Source organism: Halomonas tibetensis (assembly GCF_042643535.1).
GTDB classification, from domain to species: domain Bacteria; phylum Pseudomonadota; class Gammaproteobacteria; order Pseudomonadales; family Halomonadaceae; genus Halomonas; species Halomonas tibetensis.
The window spans coordinates 35308-54136 of sequence record NZ_JBHRSQ010000010.1; the positions used below are offsets into that span (position 1 = coordinate 35308).

Genomic DNA, 18829 nt, shown 5'->3' on the forward strand with positions numbered 1-18829 from the left:
GATGTCGCACCTGACGGTATCACCCTAGTCGGCGTGGCCCGGCAGTTGCTCCAGGCGAGTAGTGCGTTCCATCAGCACGCCGATCACGGCGTCGTGGGTGTCGCTATCGAACTCGCCTGGGCAGAGCGCGGCAAGGCGATCGGCAAGGTCTTCGCCGCTGACCACCAGCAGATCTTCGGGACCCTGGCGGGCCTCAACTGCCCAACCGGGCAGGGTCAGCACCCCCATGACAGGCACCTCGCGGCCGGTGAGTTCTGAGAGCCATTTGCCCATCCACGTCGTCAGCTCGCGAGTCTTCTCCAGCGGTTGGCGTTCGCTCCAGCCGGGGAAGCGCAGGCGTGACGGCTCTACCGTGACGAGGTTGATCTCCTTACCTGCGGGGGTGAAGGGACGGGTCCGCGCGCGGGTCTCCACCACGAAGACGCCGCAGGGGGTGACCACGACGTGGTCGATGCGGGTGCCCTTGGCCGGCACATCGTGGAAGACGTAAAAGGGGTGCGCCTCGGGGCGGATCAGTCGCTCGAGTTCCTGGCCTACCGCGAGCTCACAGGCCAGGCCCAGTTTCAGGCGCCGAATGCGCTGGAAATCTCGCATGAGCAGGAAGCAGAACAGTAGCACCAGCAGGGTGCTGAATACCCCGTAGAGGGCCCACTCGACCCAGTCCTGCTCGCTGGAGAAGAGCATTCGGCCCATGCCGTAGACCAGTGGCGCCAGGGAGACGATGGGCCCCAGGGCGCCGTCGAGGAACAGGCCGGCGAAGGCGCGGTCTAGACGGTCACGCAGGGCCTGGCCGGGCGCTCGCAGCGTGTGGGCGTCGAAGGGTGAACGCACCCGAGCGTCGTGCAGGTTGCGCAGTGCCACCACGATCACCGCCAGAGCGGCCAGGGGAAACAGGAAAATCAGGGGCAGCAGGTATTCCAGCCAGGCCATTAGGGTTCCTTGCTCATCAGAGAGGGAGCAGCGGAGTATCGGAACAATGGACCCATTCTAGACAACCTCGGCCCTCCGGGGCCATGCTCTTTCGACGCGCGGCACTTTTGGTTCTTTTGGCACTCTGCTAATCATTCGCGCTCAATTATCTTGGAACACCGCAGGGAGATCATCAGCATGACGTCAGCCATTCAGAGCATGACGCTGGGCGTCGAGACAAGGCAGGCGCTGGATGATTTCGCGGCCCGCTACTCGCGCCTGGCGGTGCTTACCGGTGCCGGCGTCAGTACCGCCAGCGGCATTCCCGACTATCGCGACCAGCATGGTGAATGGAAGCGTTCGCCGCCCATGCAGCACCAGCAGTTCATGGGGAATCACGCCGCGCGTCAGCGCTATTGGGCACGGGCCCTGGCGGGGTTTCGGGTGCTCGGCCAGGCGCAGCCCAATCCTGCCCATCGATTGCTGGCGGAACTGGAGAGCCTGGGACGAATCAGCGGGGTGATCACTCAAAACGTCGATGGCCTGCACCAACGGGCCGGGTCGCGGCGGGTCATCGACCTTCATGGTCGCGCCGACCGCGTGCGCTGCATGGCCTGCGGCGCGAGTCGTATGCGCCACGCGCTGCACGCCGAGCTGACGCAGCTCAATCCGCGCTGGGCCGATGTGTCGGCACTGGCGGCGCCCGATGGCGATGCCGATCTGGAGGCTGATTTCTCTGACTTTCGGGTGCCAGACTGCACTCGCTGTGGCAGCGGCATCTGGAAGCCCGACGTGGTGTTCTTCGGTGACAGTGTGCCCCGGGAGAGCGTGGAGCGAGCCTTCGCGCTGGTGGAGGAAAGCGATGCCCTGTTGGTGGTGGGCTCCTCGCTGATGGTCTTCTCCGGTTTTCGCTTCGTCCGGGCCGCCGCTCGCGATGGCAAACCCATCGCCTGCTTCAACCTTGGTCTCACCCGTGCCGATGATCTCTACACCCTCAAGGTGGAGGCGCCGGTAGAGACCTCTCTGGCTGCTCTGCGCGCCTGCTGCGGCTGAGTGTTAGCGCAGATCCGTCGTCGACGCACGGCTTTTCAGCCGCCGGCCAGCTTGACGGTGTAGCCGAGATTCTCCAGCGCTGTCTTGAGGCGTTCACGGTGGTCGCCCTGGATCTCGATGATCCCCTCCTTCACGGCGCCGCCGGTACCGCACACCTTCTTGAGCTGCTTGGCCAGGGCCTTGAGCTCGGCGTCGGGCAGTGGCACGCCCGATACTGTGGTCACCCCCTTGCCCTTGCGCCCGCTGGTCTCGCGCCGAAGGCGCACGATGCCGTCGAGCTCGGCCAGACGGGCCTGTTCGGCGTTTTCGGTGCAGTGGCACTCCGCCACCGGCTGGCGGCAGTCGGGGCAGAGTTCGCCGTGCTCCGTGGAATAGACGCGTCCGCGCAGCTGGTCTTGAAGTGAAGGCATGACAAAACTCCCTGGCGGGGTGGGTGGCGGATGATCAATGACAGCGATGGGATGATAACGCTCGCGAGTGTCGCTTGCATGCTTGCCTGAGCACTGAGACGGGCCAGGGTGTCAGCGGGTGGCGGCGCGCCGTGAGGCAGGCGACTCCATGGCGAGCCGGGCGACCACTGTGGGCAGCTGAAACATGCTGGTGATCATGATGGCGCCTTCCGGAGTCTCTTCCACGTCCGGGAATCGGTTGAGATGCACCACCGACATGCCAGCGTTCAGCGCGGCGCGCACGCCCACCACCGAGTCCTCGATGGCCAGACACTGCTCCGGGGAGTAACCCATCTCGATAGCCGCGTGACGATAGAGACAGGGGTCGGGCTTCCAGCAGTTGGCTTCATAGGCGCTGAACAGGTGATCGCCGAACAGGCTGGCGAGACCGGTCGTCTTGAGAGAGGTACGAATCTTGCTGACGGGACCGTTGGAGACAACGCCCATGGGGTAGGCGTGGAGCTGAGCCAGGGCTTCGCTGGCGCCCGATATGGGGGTGAGCTCGGTGACCAGGCGGCGATTGAGATTGGCGCGCATGGCCGCTTCCAGGGGCTCCAGTATCTGGGGATCAACGCTACCGTGGCGGCCCTCCAGCGTTGCGACGATGCGGCGGAAGCGCGCTCCGCGGAATTCGCCGATATAGTCACTGGCCTGGAAGGGCAGGCCCACGGCATTGAGGGCACTGGCCATCTCGTCGGCGAGCAGGGGCTCGCTGTCGACCAGGGTGCCGTCACAATCAAAGAGCAGACAGAGGGGGCGGTTCATCACCTAACCTCACAAATAAACAAAACGTTATGTATACATTGTTACAGATGTCGAGTCTTCCTGCCCAATATTAAAGCCCAGTTTGCGTGTTTTGTGAACAGTGTTCTTGAATATCGTGAGGTGGTCACAGCGGTGGCGTTCGCGGTCAACGGACGCTCATGCTTATACTGTCAACGCCCCCCGGCCAGGAGCAGGCCCATGAATCTTGAACGCGTGGTATTTGGTTTTTTTATCGTCCTTACCCTGAGCCTCAATGTCGCTTTCGTCGCGGGTAGCATCGAGACGGCCGCCTACCACAACATCTGGATTCTCACCTTCGCCATCATTGCCAACTTGGTCGCGATCGGCCTGAAACTGGGGGATCGCTCCCAGACAGGGGCGTTGCTGCTGGCGTCCGGGCTGGTGGCCGGTCTTCTTCTGATTGCGGCACGCATCGTCTGGATCGTCGCGGAACCTGCTGTCGGCGGTGGACCGGGGCCCGACGAAATGGCCGATATCGTCTCGATCGCCACCGGAGCGCTGGTCGCCAATATCATCGCGACGGTGATCCTGGTCGGCGATACGCTGCTCTCGCGGCGTTAGCACGGTGCGTAGCTCAGAGCCGCATGGCGGCCGTGTCCCGGCGCAGGCATACGGAGGGGTGAGCGCGTGACACAGACCTCCGATCTCGATCGTGTGTCGATGATTGTCCTGCGCTATATGCGCCGGCCGCTATTCGCGCTGTTGTTCGTGTATTCGGTAGGCATTGTGGGTATGGCCCTGATGCCTGGCCACGTCGTCGATGGTGAGACGACACGCATGAATCTCTTCCATGCTTTCTATTTCTTCACCTACACGGCGACCACCACCGGTTTTGGCGAATTGCCGAACGGCTTCAGCGATGAGCAGCGCCTGTGGACGATATTCTGTCTCTATACCGGCGTGTTCGCGTGGTTCTATGCCATCGGATCCCTGATAGGCCTGGTTCAGAATCCCCATTTTATCCAGGCTATGGATGGGTTCCGGTTCGCCCAGAAGGTCGAACGCAACAAGGAACCTTTCGTCATCCTCTGCGGTTTCGGCGATACCGGCAGTCTGCTTGCCCGGGGCCTGAGCGACCACCGTATGCGTGCGGTGATACTCGATGCCGACGAGGAACGTATCAAGGCACTGGGCGTGCGCGATTATACGGTCGCGATGCCGGGCATCCGCGCGGATGCCGGCGCGCCTAAACACCTCCTGGCCGCGGGAGTGGAGCATCCTGCCTGTCTGGCCCTGATCGCGCTGACGAACGATGACGATGTCAATCTCAAGATCGCGGTGATGGCGCGGCATCTGAATCCGCGGCTCCGAGTCATCTGTCGGTCGACCTCGGCCCGCCACGAGGCCAATCTGCGTGCGCTGGACAATGTGACGGTCGTCGACCCTTTCGAGATCTTCGCCCAACTTGTCTACTGGGCGATTGCACGGCCCGAACTGCACAACCTCAATGCGTGGTTTGTTGGTGCACATGGCACCCAACTCGGTGTACCGGTACAGGTTCCGCCGGGCGACTGGATACTGTGCGGTTACGGACGGATGGGACACTGGATCCAGGGCTGTCTCCGTGCCCACGGCATCGGCGTGCGTATCATCGATCCAGACGTGGATGCCGAGGAGGCTGGAGAAGGCACGGTTATCGTCGAGGCGCACGCCGACCATACCGCCTTGTTGACGGCGGGAATCGAGGATGCGGCCGGGGTCATCGCCGCGACGGATCGAGATTCCGACAATCTCAGCACGCTATTGTCGGTGACGGATCTCAATCCGGAGGCGTTTCGCATCGTGCGGCACAACAGCCACGAGAATCAGGTCGCTTTCGATGCCGCGCGGGCCGACCTGGTCCTCCAGCACAGCCTGACGACGGCGCGCCGGATCCTGAAGCTGCTGATCTCGCCTCTCGTCCAGGAGCTGATCGACTGGCTCGCGGAACGCGAACCGGCCCAGACGCAAGCATTGGTGGCCCGTCTAAAAGGGGTCGTGGGAGCGGAACCCCCGCATCTGTGGTCGGTCAGGTTGATCCCGGACGAAGCGCCGGCGGTGACCGACTATCTGGATGCCGGGGGGGAGGTGGCGTTGGGCACGCTGTGCCGCGATGCAGACGCGTTCCCGGAATGGCTTCCTTGTGAAGCGCTCGCCATTCGCCGGGCAGGGCAGTCGATCATGTTGCCGGACAAGGCGTTTCCACTACGGGGCGGCGACGAGCTTCTTTTCTGCAGTGTGCATCGAGTGGAGCCGAAACTGCTGGCGACACTCCATAACCCCTATACGCTCCGGTATGTCCTGACGGGAGTCGATGAGTCTCGCGGATACGTGTTTACGTGGATTGAAGACAGGCTGCGGCGTCGTCGCAGCGCTCGTGAACCGAAGAGTCATCAGCCCCGGCCATGACCACCGTGCCGGCCGCTAATGAAACAGGGGCTACCCGATGGGCCGCCCCTGATGCTGCCGAACCGCTATGGGTTTACTTCGGGTTTACTTCACCTTGGGGGCGAGCTCGCCGCTTTCGTAGCGGGCCACCATGGCTTCCAGGCTGATAGGCTTGATCTTGCTGGCGTTGCCGGCGGTGCCAAAGGCCTCGTAGCGTGCGATACAGATATCGCGCATGGCGGTGACGGTCTCCTTGAGGAACTTGCGGGGGTCGAACTCGCTGGGGTTCTCGGCAAGGAAGCGGCGTACCGCACCGGTGGAGGCGAGGCGCAGGTCGGTGTCGACGTTGACCTTGCGCACACCGTGCTTGATGCCCTCGACGATCTCCTCGACCGGCACGCCGTAGGTCTCGGGGATCTCGCCGCCGAAGCGGTTGATCACCTCGAGCCACTCCTGGGGCACCGACGAAGAACCGTGCATCACCAGATGGGTGTCGGGAATGCGGGCGTGGATCTCCTTGATGCGCTGGATGGAGAGCGTGTCGCCGGTGGGTGGCTTGGTGAACTTGTAGGCACCGTGGCTGGTGCCGATGGCGATGGCCAGAGCATCCACCTGGGTGGCCTTGACGAAGTCGGCGGCCTCCTCCGGGTCGGTGAGCAGCTGCTCCATGTCCAGCTTGCCCTCGGCGCCGATGCCATCTTCCTCGCCGGCCATGCCGGTTTCCAGGCTGCCGAGGCAGCCTAGTTCACCCTCGACGGAGACGCCGCAGGCGTGGGCCATCTCGACGGTGCGCCGTGTGACGTCGACGTTGTAGTCGTAGTCCATCGGGGTCTTGCCGTCCTCGCCCAGGGAGCCGTCCATCATCACCGAGGAGAAGCCCAACTGGATGGAGCGCTGGCACACCGCAGGACTGGTGCCGTGGTCCTGATGCATGCAGACCGGGATGTGCGGGAATTCCTCCACGGCGGCCAGGATCAGGTGGCGCAGGAAGGGGGCGCCGGCGTATTTGCGGGCGCCGGCGGAGGCCTGAATGATCACCGGGGAGTCGGTGCGGTCGGCGGCTTCCATGATGGCGCGCATCTGTTCGAGGTTGTTGACGTTGAAGGCCGGAACGCCGTAGCCGTATTCGGCGGCGTGGTCCAGCATCTGGCGCATGCTGATCAGTGCCATGGTGTCACCTTTTGCGGGTATTGCGTGGAGTCGGTTGTCGGAGTCTATCAGCCCCGCTTGGCGGCTGCCTCGAGGGCGGCCACCGCCGGCAGGGTCTTGCCCTCGACGTATTCGAGGAAGGCGCCCCCGCCGGTGGAGATATAGGAGACCTGCTCCGCGATGCCATACTTGTCGATGGCCGCCAGAGTGTCGCCGCCCCCGGCGATGGAGAAGGCGGGGCTTTCGGCGATGGCGCGCGCGATCACTTCGGTTCCCTTGCCGAACTGGTCGATCTCGAACACGCCCACCGGGCCATTCCAGAGGATGGTGCCGGCGTCCCTGAGCATGGCGGCCAGGCGCGCGGCCGTCTGGGGGCCAATGTCGAGGATCATCTCGTCGTCACTTACCTGATCCACCGGCTTCACGATGGCCTCGGCAGAGTCGGAGAACTCGGTGGCGACCACTACGTCGGTGGGCAACGGAATCTCGACCTTCGCCATCAGCGTCCTGGCCTTGTCGATCAGGTCGGCCTCATGCAGCGACTTGCCGACGTTGTGGCCCGCCGCGGCGATGAAGGTGTTGGCGATGCCGCCGCCGACGATCAGCTGGTCGCACGTCTCGGAGAGGGCGTTGAGCACGTCGAGCTTGGTGGAAACCTTGGAGCCCCCGACGATAGCCGTCATCGGACGCGCGGGGGTGGCCAGGGCCTTTTCCAGGGCGTCGAGCTCGGTAGCCAGCAGTGGGCCGGCGCAGGCCAGCGGAGCGAAACGGGCTACCCCGTGAGTAGAGGCCTGGGCGCGGTGGGCGGTGCCGAAGGCGTCCATCACGAAGATGTCGCACAGCGCGGCGTACTGCTGGGCGAGGGCCTCGTCGTCCTTCTTCTCGCCGGCATTGAAACGCACGTTCTCGAGCAGTACCACCTCGCCGTTGGCCAGGTCCAGGGAGGCGTCAAGGTAGTCGACGACCAGGCTGACCGGGCGCCCGAGAAGTTCGCCCAGGTGCTCGGCCACCGGGGCCAGGGAGAACTCCTCGGCGGGTTCGCCCTCGGTGGGGCGGCCAAGATGGCTCATCAGCATCACCCTGGCCCCGGCGTCGCGGGCGGCCAGAATGGTTGGGAGAGCGGCGCGCAGGCGGGCGTCGCTGGTCACCTTGCCGTGCTTGACGGGCACGTTCAGGTCCTCGCGGATCAGAACACGCTGACCGTTGAGGTCGAGGTCGGTCATCTTGCGGACGTTCATCGGGACGTGGTCCTCATCTGGAAACCGGAAGGGGGACAGGATTCTCGAGGGGCATGTCGGCCAACCGCCGGCTGACGTCGAGCATGCGGCTGGTGAAGCCCCATTCGTTGTCGAACCAGCACAGCAGTTTGATCAGGCGACCGCCAGCTACACGGGTCTGAGTGGCATCCACGATACCGGAGCGCGGATCATGGTTGAAGTCGACCGAGGCCACCGGTTCTGCTGTGTAGCCAAGCAGTCCCGCTAGTCTTCCGCGGCTGGCTTCGGCCAGCAGGGCGTTGACCTCGGCGGTGGTCGTGTCGCGGCGAACCGTGATGGCGATATCCATGGCCGAGACGTTGATGGTTGGCACCCGCACATGCAGACACTCGAAGCGCCCGGCCAGGTGCGGCATCAGGCGATTGATGCCTAGCGCCAAGCCTGTGTCCACCGGCACGATGGAATGCATCGCCGAACGGGTCAGGCGCAGGTCGGTTTGATGGTAGGCGTCGATCACCGGCTGGTCGTTCATCGCCGAGTGAATGGTCGTAGTGACGCCGTTCTCGATACCCAGGGCATCGTCGAGCACGGTGAGCACGGGCACCAGACAGTTGGTAGTACACGATGCCGCCGAGAGGATGCGCTGCCAGGGAGCGAGCTCATGGTCGTTGATGCCGGTAACGATGGTCGCATCAACGTTGCTCTCCGCCGGCTGGGAGAAGAGCAGGCGGCCGGCACCGGCCGCCAGATGGCGCTCGGCGGTGCTGCGATCCTTGAAACTGCCGGAACACTCCAATACCAGGTCGACGCCGAGCTCGCGCCAGGGCAGGCGGTCCGGGTCGGGCTCGGAGAGCACACGGATCGATCGGCCATCGATGCATAGGCCCTCACCGTTTCTCTCTACCGTTGCCGGGAAGCGGCCGTGGGTGGTGTCGTAGCGGGTCAGGTAGTCGATGGTGGCGAGGTCGGAAAGCTCGTTGATCGCGACGATTTCAAGGACCGGCTTGGCTCTCTGCTGCTCGGCTCTGTGTTGCTCAATCAGGGCGCGTAGCACGCACTGGCCGATGCGGCCGTAACCATTGATGGCGATGCGGTGGGCCATGGCGGTGGCGGGGGCTCCAAGTCTCGGGATATCACGAAAGAAACGAAAGGCGGGATTTTAGCGCACTTCAGCCGACGAGTCCCGGCAGCTTCCAGGCCAGCGGCAGCAGCAGGGCGGTAAGGATGCCGGTCAGGCTCATGCCCAGGGAAGCGAAGGCGCCGGCGGTGGGGCCGATTTCGAAGGCGCGCACCGTACCCAGGGCGTGGCCGTTGATGCCCAGCGCCAGGCCGAGGAGGCGCGGGTCGCGAATCTTAAGCCAGCGGGCGACCACGTCGACGAAGCCGATCGTCGCCACGCCGGTGAGCAGCAGGCCACCCATCATCAGCGACACGGAGCCGCCGAGCTGCTCGGTGATGCCGATGGCGATAGGGGCAGTCACCGACTTGGGCGCCAGCGAGGCGAGGGTCTCCAGCGGTGCGTTCAGCAGCCAGGCGATGCCCACCGCGTAGAACGCCGCCATCAGCGCGGAAATCGGCAGACAAACCAGCAACGGACGCCACATGGCGCGGATGTGGCCCATCTGCTGATAGAGGGGCAGCCCCAGTGCCACGGTGGCTGGCCCCAGCAGGAGCATGAGCCAGCCGGCGCCCTCCCGATAGTCGGAGTAGTCGATGCCCAGCAGCGCCAGCACGCCGGCCAGCAGCAGGGCGGCTACCAGGATCGGCGGGCACCAGGCGGGGGCTCCCACCAGGCGGAACAGTCGGTCACCGGCAAAGTAGGCGGCCAGGGTCAGGGCGATGGCCAGCAGCGGAGTGGCCAGCAGGTGGTCAAGGAGCTCACTCACGGTCGAGGCCTTCCTTGCCCATCAGTCGGCGCATCAGCCACAGGGTGGTAAAGACACTGAGCAAAGTGCCACCCACCAGGGCGGCGAGGATCGCCAGCCACTGGCCGGCCAGGGTGTCGAAGATAAAGAAGATCCCCACCACGCCGGGCATGATCAGCATGGCCAGCACGCCGATCAGGGGCTGGGCGGCGGCGGCGATCTCGGCCGATACCGTGCCGCGCATCATCAGCCAGGCAGTGAGCAGCAGCATGCCGACAACCCCCGCGGAGACCGGCAGGCCGGCGAGAGTCACCAGGGCATCGCCGAGCAGTAGAAAGCCCAGCAGCCAGAGGAAACCGCGCAGTACGGCCACTCCAGGCTCAGCCCTCGAGCAGCTCTGTGGCCTGCTTGACCACGTTTTCCACGGTAAAGCCGAAGTGCTTGAACAGATCCCCGGCCGGGGCGGACTCGCCGTAGGTGCTCATGCCGATGATGCGTCCCTCGAGTCCCACGTACTTGTACCAGTAGTCACGGTGGCTGGCTTCGACGGCGACGCGCTTGGTGACGTCGCTTGGCAGCACCTTCTCGCGATATTCGATTTCCTGACCATCGAAGCGGAAGGCCGAAGGCATGGAGACGACTCGCACCGCATGCCCCGACTGTTCCAACTCGGTGGCGGCGTCCATGGCCAGTCCGACCTCGGAGCCGGTGGCAATGAGGATCAGCTCTGGCGTGCCCTCGCAGTCGCGCAGCACGTAGGCGCCTCGCTGGATGTTGGCCAGCTGCTGCTTTGTGCGCGACTGGTGAGGCAGGTTCTGTCGCGACAGCACCAGGGCGGAGGGGCCGGAATTGCGCTTGAGGGCGGCATCCCAGGCAGCGGCGGTTTCGGTGGCGTCGCAGGGGCGCCAGGTGGCCAGGTTGGGCGTGGAACGCAGGCTGGTCAGCTGTTCGATCGGCTGGTGGGTGGGGCCGTCCTCGCCCAGGCCGATGGAGTCGTGGGTAAAGACGTAGATGGCGCGCTTGCCCATCAGTGCCGCCATGCGCACGGCGTTGCGCATGTACTCCATGAAGATCAGGAAGGTGGCGCCGTAGGGAATGAAGCCGCCGTGCAGGGCGATGCCGTTCATGATCGCGCCCATGCCGAACTCCCGCACGCCGTAGTGCAGGTAGTTACCTTCCGGGGTCTCCGGGGTGATGGCGCTGGCGCCGTTCCAGAAAGTCAGGTTGGAGGGGGCAAGGTCGGCGCTGCCGCCGAGCAGTTCGGGCAGCTGCGGACCCAGCTCGTTGAGGCAGTTGAGAGAAGCCTTGCGGCTGGCGATGGAGTCGCCGGCCTGCTGGGCTTTCTCGAGCATTGCCTCGCTGGAGAGGGGCGTTGGCAACTTGCCCTTCATGCGGCGCTGGAACTCGCGGGCCAGTTCGGGGTGCGCGTCAGCATAGCGGTCGAAACGTGCCTGCCACTCGCTTTGGGCGGCCTGTCCCTGTTCGCGGGCGTCCCAGCCCTGGTAGATCGGCTCGGGGATGTTGAAGGGCGCGTGGGGCCAGTCGAGCTGCTTGCGGGCCAGGGCGACTTCTTCTTCGCCCAGCGGAGCGCCGTGGCAATCTTCCTTGCCCTGCTTGTTGGGCGAACCGAAACCGATAATGGTCTTGCAGATGATCAGGCTCGGCTTGTCGTCTTGGCTCTTCGCCAATTCGATGGCAGCCTTGATCTCTTCGGGCTTGTGCCCATCGACGTTGGGTACCACGTGCCAGCCATAGGCCTCGAAGCGCTTGGCGGTATCATCGGTGAACCAGCCTTCCACCTCGCCGTCGATGGAGATGCCGTTGTCGTCGTAGAAGGTGATGAGCTTGCCGAGCTGCTGGGTGCCCGCCAGCGAAGAGACTTCATGGGAGATGCCTTCCATCAGGCAGCCGTCACCCACGAAACACCATGTGGTGTGGTCGACGATGGTGTGACCCGGGCGGTTGAACTGGGCCGCCAGCGTGCGCTCCGCCAGGGCCATGCCCACGGCGTTGGCCAGGCCCTGGCCCAGTGGTCCGGTGGTGGTTTCGATGCCCGGGGCGAAGCCGAATTCGGGGTGGCCAGCGGTCTTGGCATGCAGCTGCCGGAAATTCTGCAGTTCCTCAAGGCCCAGCTCGTAGCCAGTGAGATGCAACAGGGAGTAAAGCAGCATGGAGCCATGACCGTTGGAGAGCACAAAGCGGTCTCGGTCGGCCCACTTGGGGTCTGTCGGGTTGTGCTTGAGATAGTCGTTCCACAGCACCTCGGCGATATCAGCCATGCCCATGGGCGCGCCGGGATGGCCTGACTTGGCCTTCTGGACGGCATCCATTGAGAGGGCGCGAATGGCATTGGCCAGTTCGAATCGAGACGGCATTGGATAGCTCCTCGCCTGCGGCGGAATAAGGTTCACAGCCACCGCCGGGGGACAGCGAGGCATGTAGTCTTGATGGGTAAGTCGCCGCGAGACGCGCGCGGCGCGGTGGAATTCGGTCCCACATTGTCGCCGACTTGACGCCCGGCATCAAATCGTGGGTGCCCTGCCATTCCCCAGCGTGTAGACTCTTGTCCCCTAAAAGACTGCTTCACATACGGTCGAGGACGCCATGAGCGAATACTCCCTGTTTACCTCCGAATCCGTCTCAGAGGGCCATCCGGACAAGATTGCCGACCAGATCTCAGACGCGGTGCTCGACGCCATCATCGCCCGGGACAAGAATGCGCGGGTAGCCTGTGAGACTCTGGTCAAGACCGGCGTGGCCATCGTCGCCGGCGAGATCAGCACCTCGGCCTGGGTCGACCTTGAGGAGCTGGTGCGCCAGGTGATTCTCGATATCGGCTACACCTCCTCCGACGTGGGCTTCGACGGCGAGACCTGCGGCGTGCTCAACCTGATCGGCAAGCAGAGCGTGGACATCGCTCAGGGCGTCGACCGCAGCCAGCCCGAAGATCAGGGCGCCGGCGACCAGGGGTTGATGTTCGGCTATGCCACCAATGAGACCGAAAGCTACATGCCGGCGCCGATCCACTATGCCCATCGGCTGGTGGAGCGTCAGGCGGAGCTGCGCAAGCACGGCCTGCTGCCCTGGCTGCGCCCGGATGCCAAGAGCCAGGTTACCTTCCGCTATGACGAACAGGGCAAGCCCTGCGCGGTGGACGCCATTGTGCTCTCCACCCAGCATGACCCGGACATCGACCAGGATGAGCTGCGCAAGATGGTCAAGCGCGAGATCATCGAGCAGGTGATCCCTGCCGAGTGGCTCACCGAGACCACCCGCTACCACATCAACCCCACCGGCAAGTTCGTTATCGGCGGTCCGGTGGGCGACTGCGGCCTGACCGGGCGCAAGATCATTGTCGACACCTACGGTGGCATGGCGCGCCACGGCGGCGGTGCCTTCTCCGGCAAGGACCCCTCCAAGGTGGATCGCAGCGCCGCCTACGCCGGTCGCTATGTGGCCAAGAACCTCGTCGCCGCGGGACTGGTCGAGAAGTGCGAGATTCAGGTCTCCTATGCCATCGGCGTGGCCGAGCCCACCTCGGTCTCGATCAATACCTTTGGCACCGGCAAGATCGATGACGCACGCATCATCGAACTGGTGCGCGAGCATTTCGACCTGCGACCCCATGCCATCACCCGCATGCTCGACCTGCTGCATCCCATGTACCGGCTCACCGCCGCCTATGGCCACTTTGGCCGCGAGCCCTTCGAGACCTCCTATACCTGGGTCGATGCCCAGGGAGAGGAGCATACCGAGACCTTCACCGCCTTCCCGTGGGAGAAGACGGATCGCGCCAACGCTCTGCGCCAGGCCGCCGGTTTGTAAGCCAGCGCCTACGCCAGATGACAGGCCCCGCCGGCATCGCCGCGCGGGGCTTGTTGCTATGGTGAGATCAAGTTTCTCGCCAAGCGGGGCCGCCCATGCGCCAGCGTCTCCTCGTCGGCCTGCTGTGGCTGGCCGCCTTCCTGCCTATTTTCCTGACGTCCGCCTTTGCCGAGCCTTGCCCGGCCCCACCCGCTGCGGCGGCGGTGAAAACACTGGTTGAACGCCTCGCCGAGTGGGATGAGGCCTACTACCGTCGCGGTGAGTCGTTGGTCAGTGATGACGTCTACGACCAGGCTCGAACAAGGCTTGCGCACTGGCGGCGCTGTTACCCCGAGCGGGTGCCCGCGCTGCCGGTGCCGAGGCACTCGGGCGGTGAAGCCGCGCACCCCTTGCCCCAGACCGGGCTTGCCAAGCTGCCCGACCGCTCGGCGGTGGAGCGCTGGTTGCTACGTCGCCACGACGTCTGGATTCAGCCCAAGGTCGACGGCGTGGCAGTGACGCTGGTGTATGAGCGAGGCGAACTGGTGCGGGCCATCAGCCGTGGCGATGGCGTCAGCGGGCAGGACTGGACCCGCCGGGTCCAGCAGCTCCCCGGTGTGCCGACGCGACTTCCCGAGGCGCGACAGGCGGTGATGCAAGGTGAGCTATATTGGCGCTTCGACGGGCACGTACAGGCGGACGAGGGCAATGCAGGCGCCCGTGCCAGAGTGAGCGGCCTGATGGCTCGGGAGGCACTGGATCCTGCGGCAGTGGCCGACATTGGACTCTTTATCTGGGATTGGCCCGACGGCCCCGAGGAGATGACCGAGCGGCTGGCCACGCTGGCGCGATTGGGTTTTGCCGATACCGCAGAATGGAGCCTTCCGGTGGCCGATATCACCGAGGTGGCCCGCTATCGCGAGGCGCTCTTTCACGAGCCCCAGCCATTTGCCACCGACGGCGTGGTGCTGCGCCAGGCCTCGCGCCCGACCGGGGAAGCCTGGCGCGCCGAGCCGCCCGACTGGGCGGTGGCCTGGAAGCATCCCGCCCGGGAGGCGCTTGCCGAGGTGCGCGGTGTGGTCTTCCGGATCGGACGCAGTGGGAGAGTGACGCCGGTACTGCAGCTGTTCCCGGTGGCGCTGGAGGGACGCACCATTCGGCGCGTGTCGCTGGGCTCCCTGGACCAGTGGCGTGTCCATGACATTCGTCCCGGTGATCACGTGGTGATCGCCCTGGCGGGGCTGACGATTCCGCAGCTGCGGGACGTGGCATGGCAGGCCGAGACGCGGGAGCCACTCGTCGTTCCTGATCCTTCCGAGTACCACGCCCTGAGCTGTCTGCGTTTGGCGCCCGGGTGTGAGGAACAGTTCCTGGAGCGCCTTGTCTGGCTCTCGGGCCCCGAAGCCCTGAGCCTGTCAGGACTGGGGCCCGGGACCTGGCGGGCCCTTGTTCGGGCAGGGAAGATCGATGGGCTGCTAGACTGGATGCGCCTGGACGCGTCGGATCTTAAGGCGGCTCATGGCATCGGTCCGGTGCGCGCGGCAGAGCTGATGGCCGCTTTCACGGCAGCGCGGGCCCGAACTTTTCCTCGCTGGCTACAGGCCCTGGGAGCCCCGCCCGGCGTGGCGTCCGCGCTACCGGCAGGCTGGGCCGCGATGGCGGCACGTTCGGTGGACGAATGGGCACGGGAGCCTGGTATCGGGCCGGTGCGGGCGCGGGCACTGAGAGCCTTCTTCACCGATCGTGAAGTGAATCACCTGGCGGCACGGCTGGCGAATGCCGGCGTGGAGGGGTTTATTCCCTGAAGGAGGGGCCGATTTGGCGGTCGGTGCGGGATGGGGCCTATAGTGAAGGGCATGTTTTTTCACTGCGAAGAGGTGATCCATGAACCAGCCCGCCGTTACCACGCCGACGCATCAGGACTTCCGGGTGGCCGATCTTTCTCTGGCCGAGTGGGGGCGCCGCGAGATCCGCATCGCCGAGACCGAGATGCCAGCGCTGATGACGATCCGCGCGAAGTATCGCGAGCAGCAGCCTCTGGCGGGCGCTCGCATTGCTGGCTGCATCCACATGACGATCCAGACGGCGGTGCTCATCGAGACGCTCATCGACCTGGGCGCTTCGGTGCGCTGGTCGTCCTGCAATATCTTTTCCACCCAGGATCACGCCGCCGCGGCCATTGCCGCCGCCGGCATCCCGGTGTTTGCCTGGAAGGGCGAGAGCGAAGAGGAATTCTGGTGGTGCATCGAGCAGACCGTGGCGGGCCCCGATCGCTGGGCACCCAATCTGGTGCTGGATGACGGCGGAGACCTGACCGCCCTGCTGCACGACAAGCGCCCGGAGCTCCTCGATGCCGTCCACGGCATCAGCGAGGAGACCACCACCGGGGTTCACCGGCTGGAGGAGATGCTGCGCGATGGCTTGCTCCGGGTGCCGGCCATCAACGTCAACGATGCCGTCACCAAGTCGAAGAATGACAACAAGTACGGCTGTCGCCATTCGCTGTCCGATGCCATCAAGCGCGGCACCGACCACCTGCTGTCCGGCAAGCAGGCGCTGGTGGTGGGCTACGGCGACGTGGGCAAGGGCTCGTCTGCCTCGCTGCGCCAGGAGGGCATGATCGTCAAGGTGGCGGAGGTCGATCCGATCTGTGCCATGCAGGCCTGCATGGACGGCTTCGAGGTGGTCTCCCCCTACGTGGGCGGCATCAACCGCGGTCAGGCCAGCATCGATCGAGCGCTGCTCGGCCGGATCGACCTGGTGGTGACCTGTACCGGCAACATCGACGCCTGCGATGCGCCCATGCTCGAGTCGCTCAAGCCGGGTGCCGTGGTCTGCAATATTGGCCACTTCGACAGCGAGATCGACACCGTGTACATGCGCCGCCAGTGGCACTGGGAGGAGGTCAAGCCCCAGGTGCATAAGGTCTACCGCGACAGCAAGCCAGGTGACTTCGACCCGGCCAGCCGCGACTACCTGATCCTGCTCTCCGAGGGGCGGCTGGTGAATCTGGGCAACGCTACCGGCCACCCCTCCCGGGTGATGGACGGCTCCTTCGCCAACCAGGTGCTCGCGCAGATGCATCTCTACCAGGGGCGCTTCGCCGACCTGCCGGAGGACAAGAAGCGCGAGGGGCTGGGCGTGACGGTGCTGCCGCGTCACCTGGACGAGGAGGTGGCCCGCTACATGGTAGAGGGCTTCGGCGGAGTGATCACCCGCCTTACCCCTGCCCAGGAGACCTACACCGGCGTACCGGCCTATGGCCCCTTCAAGCCCGACAGCTACCGTTACTGATTTTACTGATCACCGCCCTGGTCACAGCCCAGCCAGCCGCGTCATCAGCGTCAGGTAGAGCGGGATCAGCAGCGGTGCCGCCAGGGTGGTCAGCAACACCGCCTGCGCCCCCTTGGCGGGGGTGATGCCGAGTTCCATGGCCACCACCACCACGTTGGCGGCCATGGGCACCACGCCCAGCAGCAGGATGGCCATGGCCAACTCCGGCGACAGCGGGACCAGCCCCTGCAGCCCCAGCACTGCGGCCAGCGCCAGCAGGGGCCAGGCCACGCAGCGCACCGCCACGCAGGCGCCGATGAAACGGCCATCCACCTCCCTGAGACTCACCCGGCCCAGCGTCATGCCGATGATCATCATGCCCAGCAGGGTGTAGGTGGCCGGAAATACCGACAGCCCCTCCATGGCCGCCGCCGGCACCGTCAGGCCCAGGCCGCTGACCACCAGCGCCGCCAGGAAGGCGTAGATCAGTGGCAGGCGCACGATCTTGGCGAGGCTCTCGGCCACCGAGAACCGCCCTCTCGCGGAGAGATAGAAGCCTACCGTGAACTCGTAGAGGGTGATGCCCAGCACACAGAACAGGTAGAGGGTGACTCCCTCCGGGGGCAGTAGTACCATGGCGACCGGCAGTCCGAAGTAGCCGGTGTTGCCGGTGCCGGCCGAAAACGCCAGCAGGGCCCTCTCCTGGGGAGCAAAGCTACGCCGGGTCAGGCGGTGCACCGCCACCGCCAGGAGGCTCGCGACCAGGAAAGCGGCCAGGGTCAGGAGCAGGTAATCCGGGGTGGGGCCGCCCAGCGTCAGAGCGCGGAAGAAGGTCAGCGGAGCGATCAGGTAGATCAGCAGGGTGGCGATGGGGCGCGGGTCGATGGCGAGCCGGCGAGCGGCCAGCCAGCCCAGGGCGACATAGGCGAGCAGCGTCCACAGGGGGCCCATCAGGGCGCTGGGGTCGAGGGCGTGCATGGGTGCCTCCCGGTTCAACGTGAATCATATTGATGGTGGACTGCGGATCTTTCATTGGAGACCCCGCCATCGAGGGGTCACAATGACGCCATTATGCAACGATTTCATGAGGTCATCCGATGAGCACCCAGGAACATCCGCTTGGCGTCAGCTTCGAGTTCTTTCCGCCCAACACCGACGCCGGTCGGGAGAAGCTTGCCGGCGTGCGCGATGCCCTGGCAGCACGTGCCCCGCGTTTCTTTTCGGTGACCTATGGCGCCGGTGGCTCCACCCAGGACCGTACCCTGAACACCGTGCGCCAGGTGCGCGAGGCGGGCATTACCACCGCGCCCCACCTCTCCTGTGTCGGCAGCGAGAAACAGCCGCTGCGCGAACTGCTGTCACGCTACCGTGAGGAAGGCATCGACAGCCTGGTGGCCCTGCGCGGCGACCTGCCCTCGGGCATGGGCGGCATCGGCGAGCTTCGCTATGCCAACGAGCTGGTGGAATTCATCCGCGAGGAGACCGGGGACCACTTCGAGATCGCCGTGGCCGCCTATCCGGAGTCCCACCCCCAGGCGCCTAGCCTCGAGCGCGATGTGGAGAACTTCGCCCGAAAGATGAAGGCCGGCGCCAACCTGGCCATCACCCAGTACTTCTTCAATGCCGACGCCTACTTTCACTTCGTTGAGCGTGCCCGCGCTCTGGGGGTCGAGGCGCCTATCGTGCCTGGCATCATGCCGATCACCAACTACGCCAAGCTGGCACGCTTCTCTGAGTCCTGCGGTGCCGAGATCCCGCGCTGGATCCGCAAGCAGCTCGAGGCCTATGGCGACGACAGCGAGGCCATCTCGGCCTTCGGCGAAGAGGTGATCTCGCGACTCTGCCAGCGCCTGCTCGACGGCGGTGCACCGGGGTTGCACTTCTATACGCTTAACCAGGCGGCGCCGAGTCTGAAGATTCTGGATAATATTGTCGGCTGAACGCCCGTCGCTCAATA

Annotated in this window: 17 protein-coding genes; 7 read left to right on the forward strand and 10 right to left on the reverse strand. The window is 65.0% G+C overall.

The window, feature by feature from the left end:
• Nucleotides 1–24: 24 nt before the first annotated feature.
• On the reverse strand, nt 25–930 hold the full coding sequence (locus tag ACFODV_RS08035) for a nuclease-related domain-containing protein (RefSeq protein WP_379757351.1): 906 nt from the start codon (nt 928–930) through the stop codon (nt 25–27).
• 177 nt (nt 931–1107) lie between these two features.
• Here ACFODV_RS08035 and ACFODV_RS08040 point away from each other — a divergent pair, with 177 nt between their 5' ends.
• A complete protein-coding gene (locus ACFODV_RS08040) occupies nt 1108–1962 on the forward strand; it encodes an NAD-dependent protein deacetylase (RefSeq protein ID WP_379757354.1) in 855 nt (284 codons plus the stop codon).
• A gap of 35 nt (nt 1963–1997) precedes the next feature.
• Here the strand turns inward: ACFODV_RS08040 and ACFODV_RS08045 are convergent, their stop codons facing one another.
• Together ACFODV_RS08045 and ACFODV_RS08050 are read right to left on the reverse strand one after the other, a co-directional pair.
• The gene (locus tag ACFODV_RS08045; RefSeq protein WP_379757357.1) at nt 1998–2372 is read right to left on the reverse strand and encodes a translation initiation factor Sui1; all 375 of its coding nucleotides are present in this window, start codon (nt 2370–2372) and stop codon (nt 1998–2000) included.
• A gap of 111 nt (nt 2373–2483) precedes the next feature.
• On the reverse strand, nt 2484–3176 hold the full coding sequence (locus ACFODV_RS08050; RefSeq protein ID WP_379757360.1) for an HAD family hydrolase: 693 nt from the start codon (nt 3174–3176) through the stop codon (nt 2484–2486).
• Between the two features lie 198 nt (nt 3177–3374).
• Between ACFODV_RS08050 and ACFODV_RS08055 the strand changes: the two genes are divergently transcribed.
• Together ACFODV_RS08055 and ACFODV_RS08060 are read left to right on the forward strand one after the other, a co-directional pair.
• Nucleotides 3375–3758 carry a DUF6394 family protein gene (locus ACFODV_RS08055; RefSeq protein ID WP_379757362.1) on the forward strand — a complete coding sequence of 128 codons (384 nt, stop codon included), beginning with the start codon at nt 3375–3377 and terminating at the stop codon, nt 3756–3758.
• A 66-nt stretch (nt 3759–3824) separates the two neighbouring features.
• On the forward strand, nt 3825–5585 hold the full coding sequence (locus ACFODV_RS08060; protein ID WP_379757364.1) for a potassium channel family protein: 1761 nt from the start codon (nt 3825–3827) through the stop codon (nt 5583–5585).
• 84 nt (nt 5586–5669) lie between these two features.
• On the opposite strand, the gene fba is transcribed toward ACFODV_RS08060, so the two are convergent.
• The 6 genes from fba to tkt form a co-directional block, all read right to left on the reverse strand.
• Complete coding sequence (fba, locus tag ACFODV_RS08065; protein WP_379757367.1) at nt 5670–6734, reverse strand: class II fructose-bisphosphate aldolase; 1065 nt, start codon at nt 6732–6734, stop codon at nt 5670–5672.
• 47 nt (nt 6735–6781) lie between these two features.
• Nucleotides 6782–7951 (reverse strand): phosphoglycerate kinase, encoded by a 1170-nt coding sequence (locus ACFODV_RS08070; protein ID WP_379757370.1) that lies wholly within the window; start codon nt 7949–7951, stop codon nt 6782–6784.
• A 13-nt stretch (nt 7952–7964) separates the two neighbouring features.
• Nucleotides 7965–9032, reverse strand: coding sequence for a type I glyceraldehyde-3-phosphate dehydrogenase (locus tag ACFODV_RS08075; protein ID WP_379757373.1), 1068 nt, complete (start codon nt 9030–9032; stop codon nt 7965–7967).
• Between the two features lie 67 nt (nt 9033–9099).
• A complete protein-coding gene (locus tag ACFODV_RS08080; RefSeq protein ID WP_379757376.1) occupies nt 9100–9816 on the reverse strand; it encodes an LrgB family protein in 717 nt (238 codons plus the stop codon).
• Entirely contained in the window at nt 9809–10168 is a 360-nt protein-coding gene (locus tag ACFODV_RS08085; RefSeq protein WP_379757379.1) for a CidA/LrgA family protein, read from the reverse strand. Before ACFODV_RS08085 ends, ACFODV_RS08080 begins: the two co-directional genes overlap by 8 nt.
• A gap of 7 nt (nt 10169–10175) precedes the next feature.
• A complete protein-coding gene (gene tkt / locus ACFODV_RS08090) occupies nt 10176–12170 on the reverse strand; it encodes a transketolase (RefSeq protein WP_379757382.1) in 1995 nt (664 codons plus the stop codon).
• Nucleotides 12171–12399: 229 nt separating this feature from the next.
• Between tkt and metK the strand changes: the two genes are divergently transcribed.
• The 3 genes from metK (at nt 12400) to ahcY (ending at nt 16893) form a co-directional block, all read left to right on the forward strand.
• Nucleotides 12400–13620: a methionine adenosyltransferase gene (metK, locus tag ACFODV_RS08095; RefSeq protein ID WP_379757385.1), complete on the forward strand. Its 1221-nt coding sequence runs from the start codon at nt 12400–12402 to the stop codon at nt 13618–13620.
• A gap of 95 nt (nt 13621–13715) precedes the next feature.
• Entirely contained in the window at nt 13716–15404 is a 1689-nt protein-coding gene (gene ligB, locus ACFODV_RS08100; protein WP_379757388.1) for an NAD-dependent DNA ligase LigB, read from the forward strand.
• Between the two features lie 79 nt (nt 15405–15483).
• Nucleotides 15484–16893 (forward strand): adenosylhomocysteinase, encoded by a 1410-nt coding sequence (ahcY, locus tag ACFODV_RS08105; RefSeq protein WP_379757391.1) that lies wholly within the window; start codon nt 15484–15486, stop codon nt 16891–16893.
• A 21-nt stretch (nt 16894–16914) separates the two neighbouring features.
• On the opposite strand, the gene ACFODV_RS08110 is transcribed toward ahcY, so the two are convergent.
• Nucleotides 16915–17850 (reverse strand): AEC family transporter, encoded by a 936-nt coding sequence (locus ACFODV_RS08110; RefSeq protein WP_379757394.1) that lies wholly within the window; start codon nt 17848–17850, stop codon nt 16915–16917.
• Between the two features lie 119 nt (nt 17851–17969).
• Between ACFODV_RS08110 and metF the strand changes: the two genes are divergently transcribed.
• Nucleotides 17970–18812 (forward strand): methylenetetrahydrofolate reductase [NAD(P)H], encoded by an 843-nt coding sequence (gene metF, locus ACFODV_RS08115; RefSeq protein WP_379757397.1) that lies wholly within the window; start codon nt 17970–17972, stop codon nt 18810–18812.
• Nucleotides 18813–18829: the final 17 nt, after the last annotated feature.